General features: G+C 59.4%; 14 protein-coding genes. 5 read left to right on the plus strand and 9 right to left on the minus strand.

Going from position 1 to position 16,498, the window contains the following annotated elements:
• Positions 1 to 11: 11 nt before the first annotated feature.
• The 4 genes from crcB to CQ041_RS10595 are packed head-to-tail and all read right to left on the minus strand — an operon-like array spanning position 12 to position 4,822.
• Positions 12 to 386 (minus strand): fluoride efflux transporter CrcB, encoded by a 375-nt coding sequence (gene crcB / locus CQ041_RS10580; RefSeq protein WP_105522780.1) that lies wholly within the window; start codon positions 384 to 386, stop codon positions 12 to 14.
• Complete coding sequence (locus CQ041_RS10585; RefSeq protein WP_105522779.1) at positions 386 to 1,708, minus strand: replication-associated recombination protein A; 1,323 nt, start codon at positions 1,706 to 1,708, stop codon at positions 386 to 388. The genes crcB and CQ041_RS10585 overlap by 1 nt, the downstream gene beginning before the upstream one ends.
• Positions 1,709 to 1,735: 27 nt before the next feature.
• A complete protein-coding gene (gene lolA / locus CQ041_RS10590; RefSeq protein ID WP_105522778.1) occupies positions 1,736 to 2,359 on the minus strand; it encodes an outer membrane lipoprotein chaperone LolA in 624 nt (207 codons plus the stop codon).
• Between the two features lie 54 nt (positions 2,360 to 2,413).
• Positions 2,414 to 4,822, minus strand: a complete 2,409-nt coding sequence (locus tag CQ041_RS10595) for a DNA translocase FtsK (RefSeq protein WP_105522777.1) — start codon at positions 4,820 to 4,822, stop codon at positions 2,414 to 2,416.
• 486 nt (positions 4,823 to 5,308) lie between these two features.
• Here CQ041_RS10595 and aat point away from each other — a divergent pair, with 486 nt between their 5' ends.
• From aat to infA, 3 genes are all read left to right on the plus strand, one after another.
• Positions 5,309 to 5,989: a leucyl/phenylalanyl-tRNA--protein transferase gene (gene aat / locus CQ041_RS10600; protein WP_105522776.1), complete on the plus strand. Its 681-nt coding sequence runs from the start codon at positions 5,309 to 5,311 to the stop codon at positions 5,987 to 5,989.
• Positions 5,990 to 6,044: 55 nt separating this feature from the next.
• A complete protein-coding gene (locus CQ041_RS10605) occupies positions 6,045 to 6,752 on the plus strand; it encodes an arginyltransferase (protein ID WP_105522775.1) in 708 nt (235 codons plus the stop codon).
• Positions 6,753 to 6,852: 100 nt separating this feature from the next.
• A complete protein-coding gene (gene infA, locus CQ041_RS10610; protein ID WP_002553999.1) occupies positions 6,853 to 7,071 on the plus strand; it encodes a translation initiation factor IF-1 in 219 nt (72 codons plus the stop codon).
• 186 nt (positions 7,072 to 7,257) lie between these two features.
• Here infA and clpA read toward each other — a convergent pair whose 3' ends face one another.
• The gene (clpA, locus tag CQ041_RS10615; protein WP_033896823.1) at positions 7,258 to 9,528 is read right to left on the minus strand and encodes an ATP-dependent Clp protease ATP-binding subunit ClpA; all 2,271 of its coding nucleotides are present in this window, start codon (positions 9,526 to 9,528) and stop codon (positions 7,258 to 7,260) included.
• Positions 9,529 to 9,557: 29 nt separating this feature from the next.
• Positions 9,558 to 9,926, minus strand: coding sequence for an ATP-dependent Clp protease adapter ClpS (gene clpS / locus CQ041_RS10620; RefSeq protein WP_101271708.1), 369 nt, complete (start codon positions 9,924 to 9,926; stop codon positions 9,558 to 9,560).
• A gap of 225 nt (positions 9,927 to 10,151) precedes the next feature.
• Between clpS and cspD the strand changes: the two genes are divergently transcribed.
• The gene (cspD, locus tag CQ041_RS10625; protein WP_105522774.1) at positions 10,152 to 10,430 is read left to right on the plus strand and encodes a cold shock domain-containing protein CspD; all 279 of its coding nucleotides are present in this window, start codon (positions 10,152 to 10,154) and stop codon (positions 10,428 to 10,430) included.
• A gap of 84 nt (positions 10,431 to 10,514) precedes the next feature.
• On the opposite strand, the gene icd is transcribed toward cspD, so the two are convergent.
• Positions 10,515 to 11,771 carry an NADP-dependent isocitrate dehydrogenase gene (gene icd / locus CQ041_RS10630; protein ID WP_105522929.1) on the minus strand — a complete coding sequence of 419 codons (1,257 nt, stop codon included), beginning with the start codon at positions 11,769 to 11,771 and terminating at the stop codon, positions 10,515 to 10,517.
• Positions 11,772 to 12,265: 494 nt separating this feature from the next.
• On the opposite strand from icd, the gene CQ041_RS10635 reads away from it, so the two are divergent.
• Positions 12,266 to 14,491 (plus strand): NADP-dependent isocitrate dehydrogenase, encoded by a 2,226-nt coding sequence (locus CQ041_RS10635; RefSeq protein ID WP_105522773.1) that lies wholly within the window; start codon positions 12,266 to 12,268, stop codon positions 14,489 to 14,491.
• Between the two features lie 57 nt (positions 14,492 to 14,548).
• Here CQ041_RS10635 and CQ041_RS10640 read toward each other — a convergent pair whose 3' ends face one another.
• Both CQ041_RS10640 and CQ041_RS10645 read right to left on the minus strand, forming a co-directional pair.
• Positions 14,549 to 15,421, minus strand: a complete 873-nt coding sequence (locus CQ041_RS10640; protein WP_105522772.1) for a LysR family transcriptional regulator — start codon at positions 15,419 to 15,421, stop codon at positions 14,549 to 14,551.
• A 42-nt stretch (positions 15,422 to 15,463) separates the two neighbouring features.
• Positions 15,464 to 16,444, minus strand: a complete 981-nt coding sequence (locus CQ041_RS10645) for a DMT family transporter (RefSeq protein ID WP_105522771.1) — start codon at positions 16,442 to 16,444, stop codon at positions 15,464 to 15,466.
• Positions 16,445 to 16,498: the final 54 nt, after the last annotated feature.

The raw sequence follows: 16,498 nt of genomic DNA on the forward strand, positions 1-16,498 counted from the left end.
TCTCTCGTTTATCAAAGTTTGGTCAAGGACAGGCCAGCCCAGGTGGCGAGCAGCCCGCCGAACACGCTGAGCCCCAGATACCCGAAGGCTATCAGGGCCTGCCCGCTTTCCAGCAGGCGCAGCGTATCCAGTGAAAAGGATGAAAAGGTCGTCAGACCGCCTACAAAGCCGACAATCAAGCCGGCACGAATTTCAATCGGTACTTCCGGGCGCAACAGGAACCAGCCGTACAACAGCCCGATGATCAAGCACCCCACCAGGTTGACGGCCAGGGTCGCTGTATAGAAATGCTTCGGCCAGTGGGCGCTGACCCAAGTGCCGGTGGCGAAACGCAGTAATGTACCAGCGATGCCGGCTGCGGACACGGCAAGAATCGTCTTGAGCACTACTTTCTCCGCTGTCGGGGGCTGAGCCGATCCAGTTGGGCAAGGTGATTGAGCTTTTCGCCGATCTTCAGCTCCAGGCCACGGGGCACCGGTTGATAAAGCGGTAGCGGTGCAAGCGCGTCGGGGAAATAGTCCTCGCCGGCGGCATAGGCGTCCGGTTCATCATGGGCGTAGCGGTATTCGTCGCCATAGCCCAGTTGTTTCATCAGCTTGGTCGGGGCGTTGCGCAGGTGCAGCGGCACTTCGAGCGAACCGTATTCGGCGGCTGCGCGCAGGGCGGACTTGAACCCCATGTACACCGCATTGCTTTTAGGTGCACAGGCCAGGTAGGTAATGGCCTGGGCCACCGCCAGCTCGCCTTCCGGGCTGCCGAGGCGCTCCTGCACGTCCCAGGCGGCGAGGCACAGGCTCAATGCTCGCGGATCGGCGTTGCCGATGTCTTCACTGGCCATGCGCACGACACGGCGGGCGAGGTAAAGCGGGTCGCAGCCGCCATCGATCATGCGCGCAAACCAGTACAGCGCGCCGTCCGGGTTGGAGCCGCGCACGGATTTGTGCAAGGCCGAAATCTGGTCGTAGAAGGCCTCGCCGCCCTTGTCGAAACGCCGGCGCGTGTCACCCAGCAGGCTTTGCAGCAGGTCGACGCCAATCTCGCTGCCGTCTTCGGCCAGGTCCGAGGCGTTTTCCAGCAGGTTGAGGAAACGCCGGCCGTCGCCATCGGCGGCGGTCAGCAGGATCTTGAAGCCTTCTTCACTGACGCTGAGCTGGCGCTTGCCCAGGCCCTTGTCTTCGCTCAGCGCGCGGTGCAGCAGCTTTTGCATCGCCGCTTCGTCCAGGCTCTTGAGCACATAGACCCGCGCCCGCGACAGCAACGCGTTGTTAAGCTCAAACGAAGGGTTTTCGGTGGTGGCGCCGATAAAGATCAGCGTGCCGTCTTCCACATAGGGCAGGAATGCATCCTGCTGTGACTTGTTGAAACGGTGCACTTCGTCGACGAACAGGATGGTGCGCTTGCCGTATTGCCCGGCCTGCTGCTTGGCAACATCCACTGCCTGGCGGATCTCCTTGACCCCGGCGAGCACTGCCGAGACCGTTTCGAAGTGCGCATCCGAGACTTTGGCCAGCAGCCGCGCCAGGGTGGTCTTGCCCACCCCCGGCGGCCCCCAGAAAATCATCGAGTGCAGCGCACCCTGCTCCAGGGCTTCGCGCAAAGGCTTGCCACGTGCGAGCAAATGCTCCTGACCGACATACTCATCCAGGTTGGTCGAGCGCAGGCGCGCGGCCAGGGGCTGGGCAATCGGGTCACTTCGAAACAGATCCATGGGCAGCGTTTGAAACCTCTCGGCAGTTTATTCCTGGATCACGTCGGCACCCTTGGGGATGTCGAACTTGAACGTGGAGGCAGGCACCGGCTGGTTGGCCTTGACCCCGGAGAACAGGATATCGGTGCGTTGGCCGACGCTGTCGACCAGGCGCATGTTGTTGATCACGCCATTGCCAAAGGACAGGGACAAGGTGTCAAACAGCGTGTCCTTGGATTTGGGCTTGAGGGTGAACTCGATTACGTTGCTGGTCTGCTTGGAGGTGATGTCGAAGCTGTCGTTGATCTTCGACACGTCACCCGAGAGCAGCAGCGCCGGCGTCTGGTTCAGGCGCGGGTCGAGCTTCTTGATGGTGGCCTGTTCCAGGTCCGGGTCCCACAAGGTGACCTTCTGGCCGTCAGATACGATGGTCTGCTCAGCTTTGCCTTCGGTGTGCCAGTAGAACAGCCCAGGACGCTGCACGGCCATTTCGCCGGAGGTTTCCTGCAACTGGGTACCGCCCGCATCCAGGGTCAGCTGGGAGAAGCGCGCGGTCAGGGTCTGGGATTTGTCCAACAGGTTCTTCAGGCTGGCGACGGAGGCCGGGTCAGCGTGAGCCGAAACAGCGGTCAGGGCCAGTGCCGGCAACAACAGCATGCGGATAAGACGCATGGGAGTCCTCATTGAGTAGTCAGGGCGCGCCGCGTGCTGCCACGCGGCGCGGGATCAGTCGCGCATCTGCCCGGGGGCGATCACTTCGCGCGAACCGTTGGTGTTCATTGCCGTCACCACGCCGGCCATTTCCATGGCTTCGATCATCCGGGCGGCGCGGTTGTAGCCGATTTTGAGTTTACGTTGCACCGCCGAAATCGAGGCGCGACGGCTTTCGAGCACGAAGGCCACGGCTTCGTCGTACAGCGCGTCGGTCTCGGCATCGTCTTCACCGCCACCGCCGCCATTTTCAAAGCCGCTGCCGGCCTCTTCGACGCCATTGAGGATGTCGTCGTTGTACTCCGGCGCGCCGCGCAGTTTCCAGGCTTCCACGACACGGTGCACTTCATCGTCGGAGACGAACGCGCCATGCACACGAATCGGCAGGCTGGTGCCCGGCGGCATGTAGAGCATGTCACCGTGGCCCAGCAGCTGTTCGGCGCCGCCCTGGTCGATGATGGTCCGCGAGTCGATCTTGCTCGACACCTGGAACGCCATCCGGGTCGGGATGTTGGCCTTGATCAGGCCGGTGATCACGTCCACCGACGGACGCTGGGTCGCGAGGATCAGGTGGATACCGGCCGCACGGGCCTTCTGGGCGATACGCGCGATCAGCTCTTCGACCTTCTTGCCGACGATCATCATCATGTCGGCAAATTCGTCGACCACCACCACGATGGTCGGCAGCTTGGTCAGCTTCGGCGCTTCGTCGTGAATGCTTTCGCGCTTGTACAACGGGTCGTCAATGGTCTCGCCGCGCTCCTGGGCTTCCTTGATCTTGGCATTGAAGCCCGACAGGTTGCGCACGCCCATCTTCGCCATCAGCTTGTAGCGGCGCTCCATCTCGGCCACGCTCCAGCGCAGCGCATTGGCGGCGTCCTTCATGTCGGTGACCACCGGGCACAGCAGGTGCGGGATGCCTTCGTAGATCGACAATTCGAGCATCTTCGGGTCGATCATGATCAGCTTGGCGTCTTCCGGGCCGGACTTGAACAGGATCGACAGGATCATCGCGTTCACACCCACCGACTTACCGGAACCCGTGGTACCGGCCACCAGCAAGTGCGGCATTTTTGCCAGGTCGGTGATGACCGGCTTGCCGCCGATGTCGTGGCCCAGGGCCAGGGTGACCGGCGACTTGAAGTTGTCGTATTCGGGCGTGGACAGCACTTCGGAGAAGCGCACGATCTGACGGTCTTCGTTGGGAATCTCGATACCCACGGTGGTCTTGCCCGGAATCACTTCCACCACACGCACGCTGGTCACGGCCAGGGAGCGGGCCAAGTCCTTGGCCAGGTTGGCGATACGGCTGACCTTGACGCCCGCGGCCGGCTGGATTTCGTAACGGGTAATCACCGGGCCGGGGTGGATCGAGTCCACCGACACTTCGACGCCAAATTCCTTGAGTTTGATTTCCAGCAGGTGGCCAACGGCCGCCAGGGATTCCGGCGAATAGTTGAGTTGTTTCTTTTCGGCCGGGTCGAGGATCGAGATCGGCGGCAAGGTGCCTTCGACGGCGCTGTCGATGAACAGCGGCGCCTGTTTCTCTTTCTGCACGCGGTGGCTCGGTTCGGGAGCCTTGGGCGGTGCCGGGGCAATCACTGGCGGCACCTGCTTCTCGCGGTCCGACATGTGCTTGCTCAGGGCCTGCTCGCGCTCGATCAGGCGCTCCTTGACCTTGGCCTGTTCACGCCGGTCCGGGGTGCTCGGGGCCACGACTTCGTTGACACGGGTATCGACCTCGCGCAACTGGGCGACCATGCGCTTGCGGTCGACACGGGCGGCCCACCAACGGTTGGCGGCGCCCTGGAACAGTTCCAGCAGGTCGAGGGTGATCTTGCCGGTCACGTCCATCACCTTGAACCACGACAGGTCGGTGAATACGGTAAGGCCGAACAGGAACAGTGCGATGAACATCAGGGTGCTGCCCTGGATATTCAGGGTTTTGCGCGCCAGGTCGCCAAGGCTTTCACCCAGCGCACCGCCGGCGCCTGCTGGCAGGCCGGTCGGCGCATGGAAATGGATATGGGCCAGCGCCGCGCCGGACAACACCAGGAACACCAGGCCGATCAGGCGCCAGGAAAACAGCCAGCCGCTCCACTGCCACGGCTCATGGCGCTGGCGGAAGATCTGCCAGGTCTTGATCGCCAGCAGCAGCGGGAAGATGTACGCGAAATACCCCAGCACCATGAACAGGATGTCGGCGCTGTAGGAACCGGCAGGCCCGCCAAAGTTCTGCACGTCGTCGATCTTGCTGTTGTGGCTCCAGCCCGGATCGTCCTTGCCATAGGTGAGCAAGGCCATCATCAGGAACAGGCACAGGGCGCCAATCGCGATCAGCGCACCTTCCTTGAGGCGGTAGTGCAGGTGCTGGCGCCAGGCCGGCACGACTGCTGCTTTGGGTGTTGCGGCGGATTTCTTCAAAACGGGTCTTTTCCTGCGCCTTTAGCGCGTCCATCTGTTGAATGACGACAAATACCGCCCAATCCGGGCAGCTGAAAAATGAACGAGCGTGATTGAATCTACTTTTAACACCGGGCGATTGCTGGATGAAATGACAAAAGCGCCACAGTGCCCGCATTGTACGGGTTTGTGTCGGCGATGCCACGCCCTTGCCCCTCACCCGGCAGCATAGCCAATCAAGTGTCACAACATGTTCAATTTGAGCATGCATTGTCTTAGCTGACAAAGGCTTATGAGCTGTTTTTGCCAAGAAGGTGTAGCTTGGCAAATGGCCTGCATGGTGCAGACCCGATTACGACCACGCCTTGGACAGAGAGTTGCAGAAACACCCGCTCACCCTAATGCCGGATTCAGGCTGGCCCGATGGCGCCAGGTCGACAATAATCACTGCTGCCGAGGCCGGTGTCATACCTGCCACTCCCCTCCCCTCCTACAAGCCTGGATGCCATGCTGACCTGGTTACAACGCGACTCACTGACTTTCCCGCCGCTGGCCAAGGCCATGCGCGAACCCAATGGCCTGCTCGCCGCTGGCGGCGACCTGTCGGCCGAGCGACTGGTGCAGGCCTACCGTCATGGCTGCTTCCCATGGTTTTCGGAAGGCCAGCCCATCCTCTGGTGGTCACCGGACCCTCGCACAGTGATCTTTCCCGATGAGCTGCATGTTTCTCGCTCGTTGGGCAAGCTTTTGCGTCAACAGCGCTACAGCGTGACATTCGACCAGGACTTCGCCGCCGTCATCCAGGCCTGCGCCGCACCACGCGCCTATGCCGATGGCACCTGGATCACCGAAGGCATCCAGAGCGCCTACCTGGCACTGCACCAGCGCGGTCACGCCCATTCGGTAGAGGTCTGGGACGACGGCAAGTTGGTAGGCGGCCTCTACGGCCTGGCGATGGGCCAGTTGTTTTTTGGCGAATCCATGTTCAGTCGCGCCGACAACGCCTCCAAGTTCGGCTTCGCCACGCTCACCCGGCAACTGCAGGCATGGGGCTTTGTCCTGATCGACTGCCAGATGCCCAATGACCACCTGCACAGCCTGGGTGCCCGCGCCATCTCCCGCAGCGATTTCGCCGGCTACCTGCGCGACCACCTGGACCAAGCCAACACAGGACCGTGGGTTTCCTAGGCGACTTTGTCGCACCTGGCTTACACTTATTTCAAAGCTTATCCGAGGGTTGATCATGACCGAGTTGGCGCGCTTGAAGTTTTATGCCACTCAAGCCCACTCTTGCAGCTATCTGCCCGACGAGCAGGCCACCACGCTGTTCCTCGACCCCAGCCAGCCGATGGACGTGCATGTGTATGCCGACCTGTCGGAGATGGGCTTTCGGCGCAGCGGCGACCACCTGTATCGACCGCACTGCCAAAACTGCAATGCCTGCGTGCCGGCACGCATTCCCGTGGCGCAATTCCTGCCGGACCGCAATCAAAAGCGCATTCTCAAGCGCAACGCCGACCTGACCGTAACGGCCGCCAAGCCAAGATTTACCGAAGAGTATTTTGATCTTTACCAGCGCTATATCGAACAGCGGCATGCCGACGGCGACATGTTCCCACCCAGTCGCGATCAATTCTCTACGTTTCTGGTGCGTGACCTGCCCTTCTCGCGCTTCTACGAGTTCCGAGCCGATGACCGGTTGGTCGCGGTGGCGGTGACCGATTTACTGCCTAACGGCCTGTCGGCGGTCTACACCTTCTATGAACCTGGCGAGGAGCGCCGCAGCCTGGGACGCTTTGCCATCCTCTGGCAGATCAGCGAAGCACTGCGCCAGGAACTGGAGGCGGTGTACTTGGGCTACTGGATCAAAAACTGCAAAAAAATGAATTACAAGACCCAATATCGGCCCATTGAGCTGCTGATTAATCAAAGATGGGTAACGCTTAACTAGAACCCCTTGGCTTAAACACCCTTTTTCGGGCACAATGCACGCCGCTTTTGCCTGGCGCAGTTGCACCGGGCCATTCACTGGATACCGAGGGCTTTACTGCATGTCGAAAGAAGACAGCTTCGAAATGGAAGGCACTGTCGTCGACACCCTGCCCAACACCATGTTTCGTGTGGAGTTGGAAAATGGGCACGTCGTAACCGCGCATATCTCCGGCAAGATGCGCAAGAACTACATTCGTATTCTTACCGGTGACAAAGTGCGCGTCGAGCTGACGCCCTATGACTTGAGCAAAGGGCGCATCACTTACCGCGCTCGCTAAGCAAGTCAATACAAAACGCCCGGTTATACCGGGCGTTTTTGTGTGCGCAGGATTTATAGAGGCCGCAAAACGACTGTAGGAGCGAGCTTGCTCGCGAAGAACCCAAGGACAACGCAGGGAATCAGACAGCATGCGTTATCATTGACGATCTTCGCGAGCAAGCTCGCTCCTACAGGCTTAGAGCGGTCAGGCCATTTCAGCCGTGGTCTCGAACTCGAAGGTCAGCTCGCCGTCCTTCAGATCGATATGCACTACGCCACCATGGTCGGACAGTTCGCCGAACAGGATCTCTTCGGCCAATGGCCGCTTGATCTTGTCCTGGATCAGGCGCGCCATCGGGCGAGCGCCCATTGCCGCGTCGTAGCCACCTTCGGCGATCCAGCTGCGCGCCGCCTCTGTAACATCCAGCTGCACACGCTTGTCTTCCAGCTGCGCCTGAAGCTCGGTAAGGAACTTGTCCACCACGCTCTTGATGACCTCGTGACTGAGGCGACCAAATTGGATAATGGTGTCCAGGCGGTTGCGGAACTCCGGCGTGAAGCTCTTCTTGATCACTTCCATGGCATCGGAAGAGTGATCCTGATGGCTGAAGCCGATCGAAGCGCGTGCGGCCGTTTCAGCACCGGCGTTGGTGGTCATGATCACGATCACGTTGCGGAAATCTGCCTTGCGCCCGTTGTTGTCGGTCAGGGTGCCGTGGTCCATCACCTGCAACAGCAGGTTGAAGACTTCAGGGTGTGCCTTCTCGATTTCGTCGAGCAGCAATACGCAATGCGGTTGCTTGGTGATCGCCTCGGTCAACAGGCCGCCCTGGTCAAAGCCGACGTAGCCCGGAGGCGCACCGATCAGGCGCGACACAGTGTGGCGCTCCATGTACTCGGACATGTCGAACCGCACCAGCTCGATACCCATGGCTTTGGCCAACTGCCGCGCCGCTTCGGTCTTGCCGACGCCGGTCGGGCCTGCGAACAGGAACGAGCCGACAGGCTTGTCCGGCGACTTGAGGCCCGCACGGGACAACTTGATCGCCGTGGACAGCGCATCGATAGCGGCGTCCTGACCGAACACGGTGAGCTTGAGGTCACGCTCCAGGTTACGCAGCAGCTCTTTGTCGGAACTGTTGACGTGTTTCGGCGGAATTCGCGCAATCTTCGCCACGATGTCCTCGACCTGAGGCACATCGATACGTTTCACACGCTTCTCCACCGGCTGCAAGCGCTGGTAGGCGCCGGCTTCGTCGATCACGTCGATGGCTTTGTCCGGCATATGGCGGTCGTTGATGTAGCGCGACGCCAGCTCAGCCGCCGAACGCAGGGCTTCATCGGTGTACTCGATGCCATGGTGCGCTTCGAAGCGCCCCTTGAGGCCGCGCAGGATGCCGATGGTGTCTTCGACGGAAGGCTCGGACACGTCAACCTTCTGGAAGCGACGCGCCAAGGCACGGTCCTTCTCGAAGATGCCACGGAATTCCTGGAACGTGGTCGAGCCGATGCAGCGGATATCACCCGACGACAGCAGCGGCTTGAGCAGGTTGGACGCGTCCATCACCCCACCGGAAGCTGCACCGGCACCAATGATGGTATGAATCTCGTCAATGAACAGGATCGCCTGCGGACGTTTTTTCAGCTCGCCGAGCAACGCCTTGAAGCGCTTCTCGAAATCGCCACGGTACTTGGTCCCGGCGAGCAACGCGCCCAGGTCAAGGGAGTAGACGACGCTGTTGGCCAGCAAGTCCGGCACCTGGTTATCGACGATGCGCTTGGCCAGGCCTTCGGCAATCGCGGTTTTACCCACGCCAGCCTCACCCACCAGCAACGGGTTGTTCTTGCGACGACGCGCGAGGATCTGCGCTACGCGCTCCACCTCAAGCTCACGCCCCACCAGCGGATCGATCCGCCCCTGGCGCGCCAGTTCATTGAGGTTGCTGGCATAGGCATCCAGTGGATTGCCCGAAGAAGAAGACTCACCGCCCTCGTCATCCTGCATATCCTGCTCACCCTCGGAATGATCGCCGTGCCCAGGCACCTTGGAGATACCGTGGGCGATATAGTTGACGACATCGATACGGGCAACGCTCTGCTGCTTGAGCAGGAACACTGCCTGGCTTTCCTGTTCGCTGAAGATCGCCACAAGCACATTGGCGCCTGTGACTTCACGCTTACCGGAGCTCTGAACGTGGAACACGGCACGCTGAAGCACCCGCTGGAAGCCCAGGGTTGGCTGGGTTTCACGGTCTTCATCGTGGACTGGAATAAGTGGCGTGGTGGAGTCGATAAACTCCTGCAGATCATGCTTGAGTTTGTCGAGGTTGGCGCCGCACGCACGCAGAACGGTAGCGGCAGCTTCATTATCCAAAAGTGCCAGCAGCAGGTGTTCGACGGTCATGAATTCATGACGTTTCGAACGAGCCTCCTTGAAGGCAAGATTGAGGGTGACTTCGAGCTCGCGGTTTAACATAGCTTCACCTCATACCCAAGTGGTCGGCGTTAACCGTCCTTCTCGATTTCACAGAGTAGCGGATGCTGGCTTTCCCTGGCGTACTGGTTGACCTGCATGGCCTTTGTCTCGGCGATGTCGCGGGTAAACACTCCACATACTGCCCGTCCTTCTGTATGAACGGCCAGCATTACCTTGGTCGCCAACTCGCGGTTCAGGTTAAAAAACACCTCGAGCACTTCGACCACGAAATCCATCGGTGTGTAGTCATCATTGAACAAAACCACCTTGTACATCGGCGGTGCCTGTAAGGCAGGCTTGGCCTCCTGAACAGCAATGCCTGCAGAACCGTCGTCATCGTGTTCGTGATCCGGTCGATCCTGATTGAATGTTAGTCGAATCTGGCTGTTTGCATGCATGGAAAGAAAGGTTCGTCAGTGGTTCAGATACGTGATGGGGGCGACCTGTCAGAATTTCAACTTTTGACCAATGGGTCGCCTTGACTATCGGCAAATCAGTGTTACAACCAATAGAACCCACAGTGGGTAAAAAAGGTCCGCGCAGTCAACCTTAATTTATTCGGGTTAGGACGGATAAACTGGATGATACTCCAGTGATGGAGTCTGGTGCAGAGGGATATGGTTATGTCTGGCGTCAAGATCAGTGGCAAGGTCAAATGGTTCAACAATGCCAAAGGGTATGGATTCATCAACGAAACCAATAAAGCGGAAGATCTTTTCGCGCATTTTTCAGCGATTACCATGGATGGGTACAAGACGCTGAAAGCGGGCCAGGATGTGGAATTTGAAATCATCCAGGGACCCAAAGGGTTGCACGCCGTGAACATCTCTGCAGTCACGACGAACGCAGCAGCAAAGATCGCAGCCTCCACCGTTCTCGATGAAAATAAGCAAACGGCCTGAATCCGCCGCCGAACGCGTGTAAATGCTGCAACCAAACCGGCCATCTCATCACGCTGGAGATGGCCGGTTTTTTATCGCCCGCTGTTACATATGCGCAATCAACGCATCACCAAAGCCCGATGACGACACCAGCTTCGCGCCGTCCATCAGGCGCTCGAAGTCATAGGTTACGGTCTTCGCCGAGATGGCACCGTTGGTGCCCTTGATGATCAGGTCGGCCGCTTCGGTCCAGCCCATGTGGCGCAACATCATCTCTGCCGACAGAATCAACGAGCCCGGATTGACCTGATCCTTGCCGGCGTATTTGGGCGCGGTACCGTGGGTGGCTTCGAACATCGCCACGGTATCGGACAGGTTGGCCCCCGGCGCAATGCCGATGCCGCCCACTTCCGCCGCCAGCGCATCGGAGAGGTAGTCACCGTTGAGGTTAAGGGTCGCAATCACGTCGTACTCGGCCGGACGCAACAGGATCTGCTGGAGCATGGCGTCCGCAATGGCGTCCTTGACCACTACATTCTTGCCGGTTTTCGGGTTCTTGAACTGCATCCACGGCCCGCCATCGAGCAGCGTGGCACCAAACTCCTCAGCCGCCACTTCGTAGGCCCACTCCTTGAAGGCCCCTTCGGTGAACTTCATGATGTTGCCTTTGTGCACGATGGTCAGCGAGTCGCGATCATTGTCCACTACATATTGCAGGGCCTTGCGCGCCAGACGCTGGGTGCCTTCTTTGGAGACCGGCTTCACGCCAATCCCGCAATCCTGATCGAAACGGATCTTGGTAACACCCATTTCCTCCTTGAGGAACTTGATCACTTTGATCGCTTCCGGGGAGCCCGCCTTCCACTCGATGCCGGCGTAAATGTCCTCGGAGTTTTCACGGAAGATGGTCATGTCCACATCCCCGGGCTTCTTGACCGGGCTCGGCACGCCTTCGAACCAGCGCACCGGGCGCAGGCACACGTAAAGGTCGAGCTGCTGGCGCAAGGCCACGTTCAGCGAACGAATACCACCACCCACCGGCGTGGTCAGCGGGCCCTTGATGGACACGACGTAATCCTTGACCGCATCCAGGGTTTCCTGGGGCAGCCAGGTGTCCTGGTCGTAGACTTGAGTCGCCTTTTCGCCAGCGTAAACCTCCATCCACGAGATCTTGCGCTTGCCGCCGTAGGCCTTTTCAACAGCGGCGTCGACCACCTTGATCATCACCGGGCTGATGTCGACGCCAATACCGTCACCTTCGATATAGGGAATGATCGGTTGGTCAGGAACATTGAGAGAATGGTCTGCATTGACGGTGATTTTGTCACCGACGGCTGGAACCTGAATCTTCTTGTATCCCATGCTGAACTCCATCTATGGATTGAACATCTGGCTGCGTTCGAGCCTACTCCAGATAAATGGCGACTGAAACCTCGCGCCATGCTCATTTGCATCGAAAACAGCATAATTTGTCTCCTACAAGCCTGAAAGCAAAGGCAAAATCGCCAATCTTGAGCACGCCATGCGACGTTGGACGTAACCCGGTACCTGCGACCTTTAGACCAATGGACGACACACCTTTTGTATGAAGGCTCGGCGTAAGCATAGCGACCTATGTATAATGCCGCCGCTGACCCAAGAGTCACGACGGCTGACCACTCTGGAACAGGTGCCTTCAGCCACGAAGCCGGACTATTACAATAGTCCACCCGCTTGACGCTCGACTGATGCAACCCAACATCACCGCGAAGAAACCTCGACATTTCGCTCATGGATGACTTTGAACGAACGCGCTCCACCCGGCGCATCTCGAGTTTCTGCGCACGCTTTCAGCAAAGAAGAGAGTTAATCCGAATATGCCCACCCGCTCGAAGATCATCTACACCTTCACCGACGAAGCCCCTGCCCTCGCCACCTATTCACTGCTGCCTATCGTAGAGGCCTTCACCGCTTCCGCTGATATTGCCGTGGAAACCCGCGACATTTCCCTCGCCGGGCGCATCCTCGCAAGCTTCCCCGAGCAACTGGGCACCAAGGCTATCCCGGACCACCTCGCCGAACTGGGCGAACTGGCCGTTACCCCTGAAGCCAACATCATCAAACTGCCTAACATCAGTGCCTCGACCCCGCAGCTGCAAGCCGCGATCAAGGAACTGCAGGCCCAGGGCTACGCCCTGCCGGACTACCCGGAAACCGTAACCACCGACGCGGAAAAAGAAACCCGTGCACGTTACGACAAGGTCAAGGGCAGCGCCGTGAACCCGGTACTGCGCGAAGGCAACTCCGACCGCCGCGCACCGCTGTCGGTCAAGAACTACGCGCGCAAGCACCCGCACAAAATGGGCGCATGGGCTGCCGACTCCAAGTCGCACATCGCCCACATGAGCAACGGCGACTTCTACGGCAGCGAAAAAGCCGTACAGATCGAAGCCGCTGATGCTGTCAAAATCGAGCTGATTGCCCAGGACGGCACCGCCACCGTCCTGAAGGAAAAAACCTCCGTACAGGCTGGCGAGATCATCGACACCGCCGTACTGAGCAAGAAGGCCCTGCGCAGCTTCATCGCCGCCGAAATCGAAGACGCCAAGAAGCAAGGCGTACTGCTGTCGGTGCACCTGAAAGCCACCATGATGAAGGTCTCCGACCCGATCATGTTCGGCCAGATCGTTGCCGAGTTCTATAAAGACGCACTGGCCAAGCACGCCACCGTGCTGGAGCAGATCGGCTTCAACCTGAACAACGGCATCGGCGACCTGTACGCCCGCATCAAGGCCCTGCCGGCCGACCAGCAAGCGCAGATCGAAGCGGACATCCAAGCTGTCTACGCCGCCCGCCCTTCCCTGGCGATGGTCAACTCCGACAAAGGCATCACCAACCTGCACGTGCCGAGCGACGTCATCGTCGACGCCTCGATGCCGGCCATGATCCGTGACTCCGGTAAAATGTGGGGCACCGACGGCCAGTTGCACGACACCAAGGCCGTGATCCCGGATCGCTGCTACGCCACCATCTACCAGGCGGTCATCGAAGACTGCAAGGCCAATGGCGCTTTCGACCCAACCACCATGGGCAGCGTGCCAAACGTTGGCCTGATGGCGAAGAAAGCCGAAGAGTACGGTTCGCACGACAAGACTTTCCAGATCAAGGCTGACGGCGTTGTCCGCGTCACCGACGGCAAGGGCAACCTGCTGATGGAACAGAAAGTCGAAGCCGGCGACATCTTCCGCATGTGCCAGACCAAAGACGCGCCGATCCAGGACTGGGTCAAGCTGGCTGTCAACCGTGCCCGCGCCAGCGACACCCCAGCCATTTTCTGGCTGGACCCGCAGCGCGCGCACGACGGCGTCGTGGTCGAGAAAGTTCAGGCCTACCTGAAAGACCACAACACCGAAGGCCTGGACATCCGCATCATGTCGCCCGTCGACGCGATGAAGTTCACCCTGGAGCGCACCCGCAAGGGCCTGGACACCATCTCGGTGACCGGCAACGTGCTGCGTGACTACCTGACCGACCTGTTCCCGATCATGGAACTGGGCACCAGCGCCAAGATGCTGTCGATCGTGCCGCTGATGAACGGCGGTGGCCTGTTCGAAACCGGCGCCGGCGGTTCGGCACCGAAGCACGTGCAGCAACTGGTCGAAGAGAACTTCCTGCGCTGGGATTCCCTGGGCGAGTTCCTGGCCCTGGCCGCTTCCCTTGAGCACCTGGGTGTGACGTACAACAACCCGAAGGCCCTGGTACTGTCCAAGACCCTGGACCAGGCCACCGGCCAGTTCCTCGACAACAACAAGTCGCCATCGCGCAAAGTCGGCAACATCGACAACCGCGGCAGCCACTTCTACCTGGCGCTGTACTGGGCACAAGCCCTGGCCGCCCAGACCGAAGACACTGCACTGCAAGCGCAGTTCGGCGAACTGGCCAAGACCCTGACCGCGAACGAAGCAACCATCGTTGCCGAACTCAACGCCGTCCAGGGCCAGCCAGTGGATATCGGCGGCTACTACGCGCCGAGCCCGGAGCTGACCAGCAAAGCCATGCGCCCAAGCAACACCCTCAATGCGGCGATTGCCAAGTTGAAGTAAGGTTGTAAGGTGGCATCACAGACCCCGGCCATGTGCCGGGGTCTGTGTTTTCAGCGTTTACGCAGCGCCGTATTCCTCATGCCACGCCCGCCCGATGATCGCCAGCAATTGCGCTTTGTACCAGGGCTCCCAGCCAACCCGCTGCCTTAGCCAGGCACCGAAATCCAGCAACTGCGGCAAACCCGCAAGCGTTTCATACCCCCTCAATCCCTCCACTTGAGCCAGACGCGGCAACAGCGTTACCCCCGCACCCGCCTGAACCGCCGAACGCAGCGACCTCAAATCCTCGGATTCATACACGCATCGCCAGGCAATCCCGCCCTCTTCGACCTGTCGAATCGCCAGGCTGCGAAAGCCGCAAGGCGCCTTGAACAGGGCCAGCGCAACCTCGCGCCGGTCATCAAGCCAGTCAACGCCTTCGCCGACGAACCACATCAGCGGCAGTGATTGCAGAGGAGGCTCCTGAGCACTCGATAACACGTCAATCACCAATCCGACGTCGACTCGACCCTCATTGAACGCCTCCAACAGCGCGTTGGAACGCGCCACTTTTACCCCAATCCGTACCGACGGCAAATGCTCCGCTGCCGCCACGATGATGCGCTTGAGCACGCCCTCACAAAAATACTCAGGCACTCCCAGGGTCACGGATTCTTGTACGCGACTCTTGTCGAACAGCCCGCCCACCCTGTCGTTGACCGCCAGAATCTGCTGGGCATAGCCGCTCAATTGCTCACCCTCAAGTGTCAGCAAAACCTGCCGATTGTCACGTACGAACAGGTCAACACTCAGCAACTCTTCAAGGCGCTTGATTTGCTGGCTGATCGCTGGCTGGGTCAGGCTCAAGGCCTCGGCCGCCCGCGTAAAGCTGCGCAATTCGGCAACCTTGATAAAGCTGCGCAGCGACTGGATATCCAGGTTGATCCTCATGGCCCACCCACGTGCAAGTGACGACGCCCTCAGAACTGCAATCTACTTGAGCTTCGAATGATTCATCAAATAAACCCCAACCCCCGAAACAACAAACCCCACAATCGCCAACGCACTCGGCATTTCGCTTAATACCAGCGATGCCATGATCTGGGTGACGGCGGGAATAACATGAAACAAGTTGGTCGCCTTGCTCGCCTCCCCTCGCCGAATCATCAGATATAGCAAGGTCAGCGCGCCGACTGAATTCATCACCGTGATCCACGCTACCGAGGCCGCGAAGGGCAACCACTGCGTCACCTGCATGGTCTCGGAGGTATAGGCCAGAAACAACATGACCAGCGATGCGGTGAGCATCTGAACAAAGCAGCCCACCCACAGGTTGACGCCACCAAGGAAGCGCTTCTGATAAAGCGTGCCAAGGGTGATGCCCAGCAGCGCCAGCCCCACCGCGCCATAACCGCCGATGGACGCCTCAGGGCCAAAAAAACTGCTGCCGACAACAATCGCCACGCCACCCACGCCCAGGATGGAGCCTGGCAGGTCGCGCCAGCTCAGTTGCTCACCCAGAACGAAATGGGCGCCAATCACTACGAATACCGGCATCAGTCCGACAATCAATGCCGCCTGCCCGGCTGGCACACCTTGGCTGATGCCGGTGTAAAGGCCGCCAAACTGCAAGGCCTGCAACAGCAACCCCACTGCCGCCGCGTGAAGATAGGGTGCAAGTCGCTTCGGCCATTCAGCCTCGATCGCCAGCGCTACTCCCAGGAACACCAGCGCCGCCAGGGCAAACCGGTAGAACGTCATGGTGAACGGCTCGCCATAACGTACGCCGAAAGCGCCACCGATGTATCCCGAACTCCACAATAGGATGAAGGCAATGGGCAATGGCGATGTAAGGCGCACTTCATAGTTTTTGTGGGCAATCGGCTTCATGACACTCTCCGGACGAAGGCTCTGGAGAGATAAGCTGCGCCACGGGCTCAAATCGGTAAAATCATTAAATGTCAGGCGCATCATGCAGATTGCTTATGCATCGCCTCTGGCGAAACCCAATCAAAATGTGGGAGGGGG

It is taken from the genome of Pseudomonas sp. MYb60 (assembly GCF_002979555.1).
Taxonomy (GTDB): Bacteria; Pseudomonadota; Gammaproteobacteria; order Pseudomonadales; family Pseudomonadaceae; genus Aquipseudomonas.

Coding starts and splice junctions, on each gene's coding strand:
- lolA (WP_105522778.1), bottom strand. CDS start 2,359: ATGCGTCTTATCCGCATGCTGTTGTTGCCGGCACTGGCCCTGACCGCT.
- CQ041_RS10640 (WP_105522772.1), bottom strand. CDS start 15,421: ATGAGGATCAACCTGGATATCCAGTCGCTGCGCAGCTTTATCAAGGTT.
- infA (WP_002553999.1), top strand. CDS start 6,853: ATGTCGAAAGAAGACAGCTTCGAAATGGAAGGCACTGTCGTCGACACC.
- clpS (WP_101271708.1), bottom strand. CDS start 9,926: ATGCATGCAAACAGCCAGATTCGACTAACATTCAATCAGGATCGACCG.
- CQ041_RS10635 (WP_105522773.1), top strand. CDS start 12,266: ATGCCCACCCGCTCGAAGATCATCTACACCTTCACCGACGAAGCCCCT.
- aat (WP_105522776.1), top strand. CDS start 5,309: ATGCTGACCTGGTTACAACGCGACTCACTGACTTTCCCGCCGCTGGCC.
- CQ041_RS10605 (WP_105522775.1), top strand. CDS start 6,045: ATGACCGAGTTGGCGCGCTTGAAGTTTTATGCCACTCAAGCCCACTCT.
- CQ041_RS10645 (WP_105522771.1), bottom strand. CDS start 16,444: ATGATGCGCCTGACATTTAATGATTTTACCGATTTGAGCCCGTGGCGC.
- cspD (WP_105522774.1), top strand. CDS start 10,152: ATGTCTGGCGTCAAGATCAGTGGCAAGGTCAAATGGTTCAACAATGCC.
- icd (WP_105522929.1), bottom strand. CDS start 11,771: ATGGGATACAAGAAGATTCAGGTTCCAGCCGTCGGTGACAAAATCACC.
- clpA (WP_033896823.1), bottom strand. CDS start 9,528: ATGTTAAACCGCGAGCTCGAAGTCACCCTCAATCTTGCCTTCAAGGAG.
- CQ041_RS10585 (WP_105522779.1), bottom strand. CDS start 1,708: ATGGATCTGTTTCGAAGTGACCCGATTGCCCAGCCCCTGGCCGCGCGC.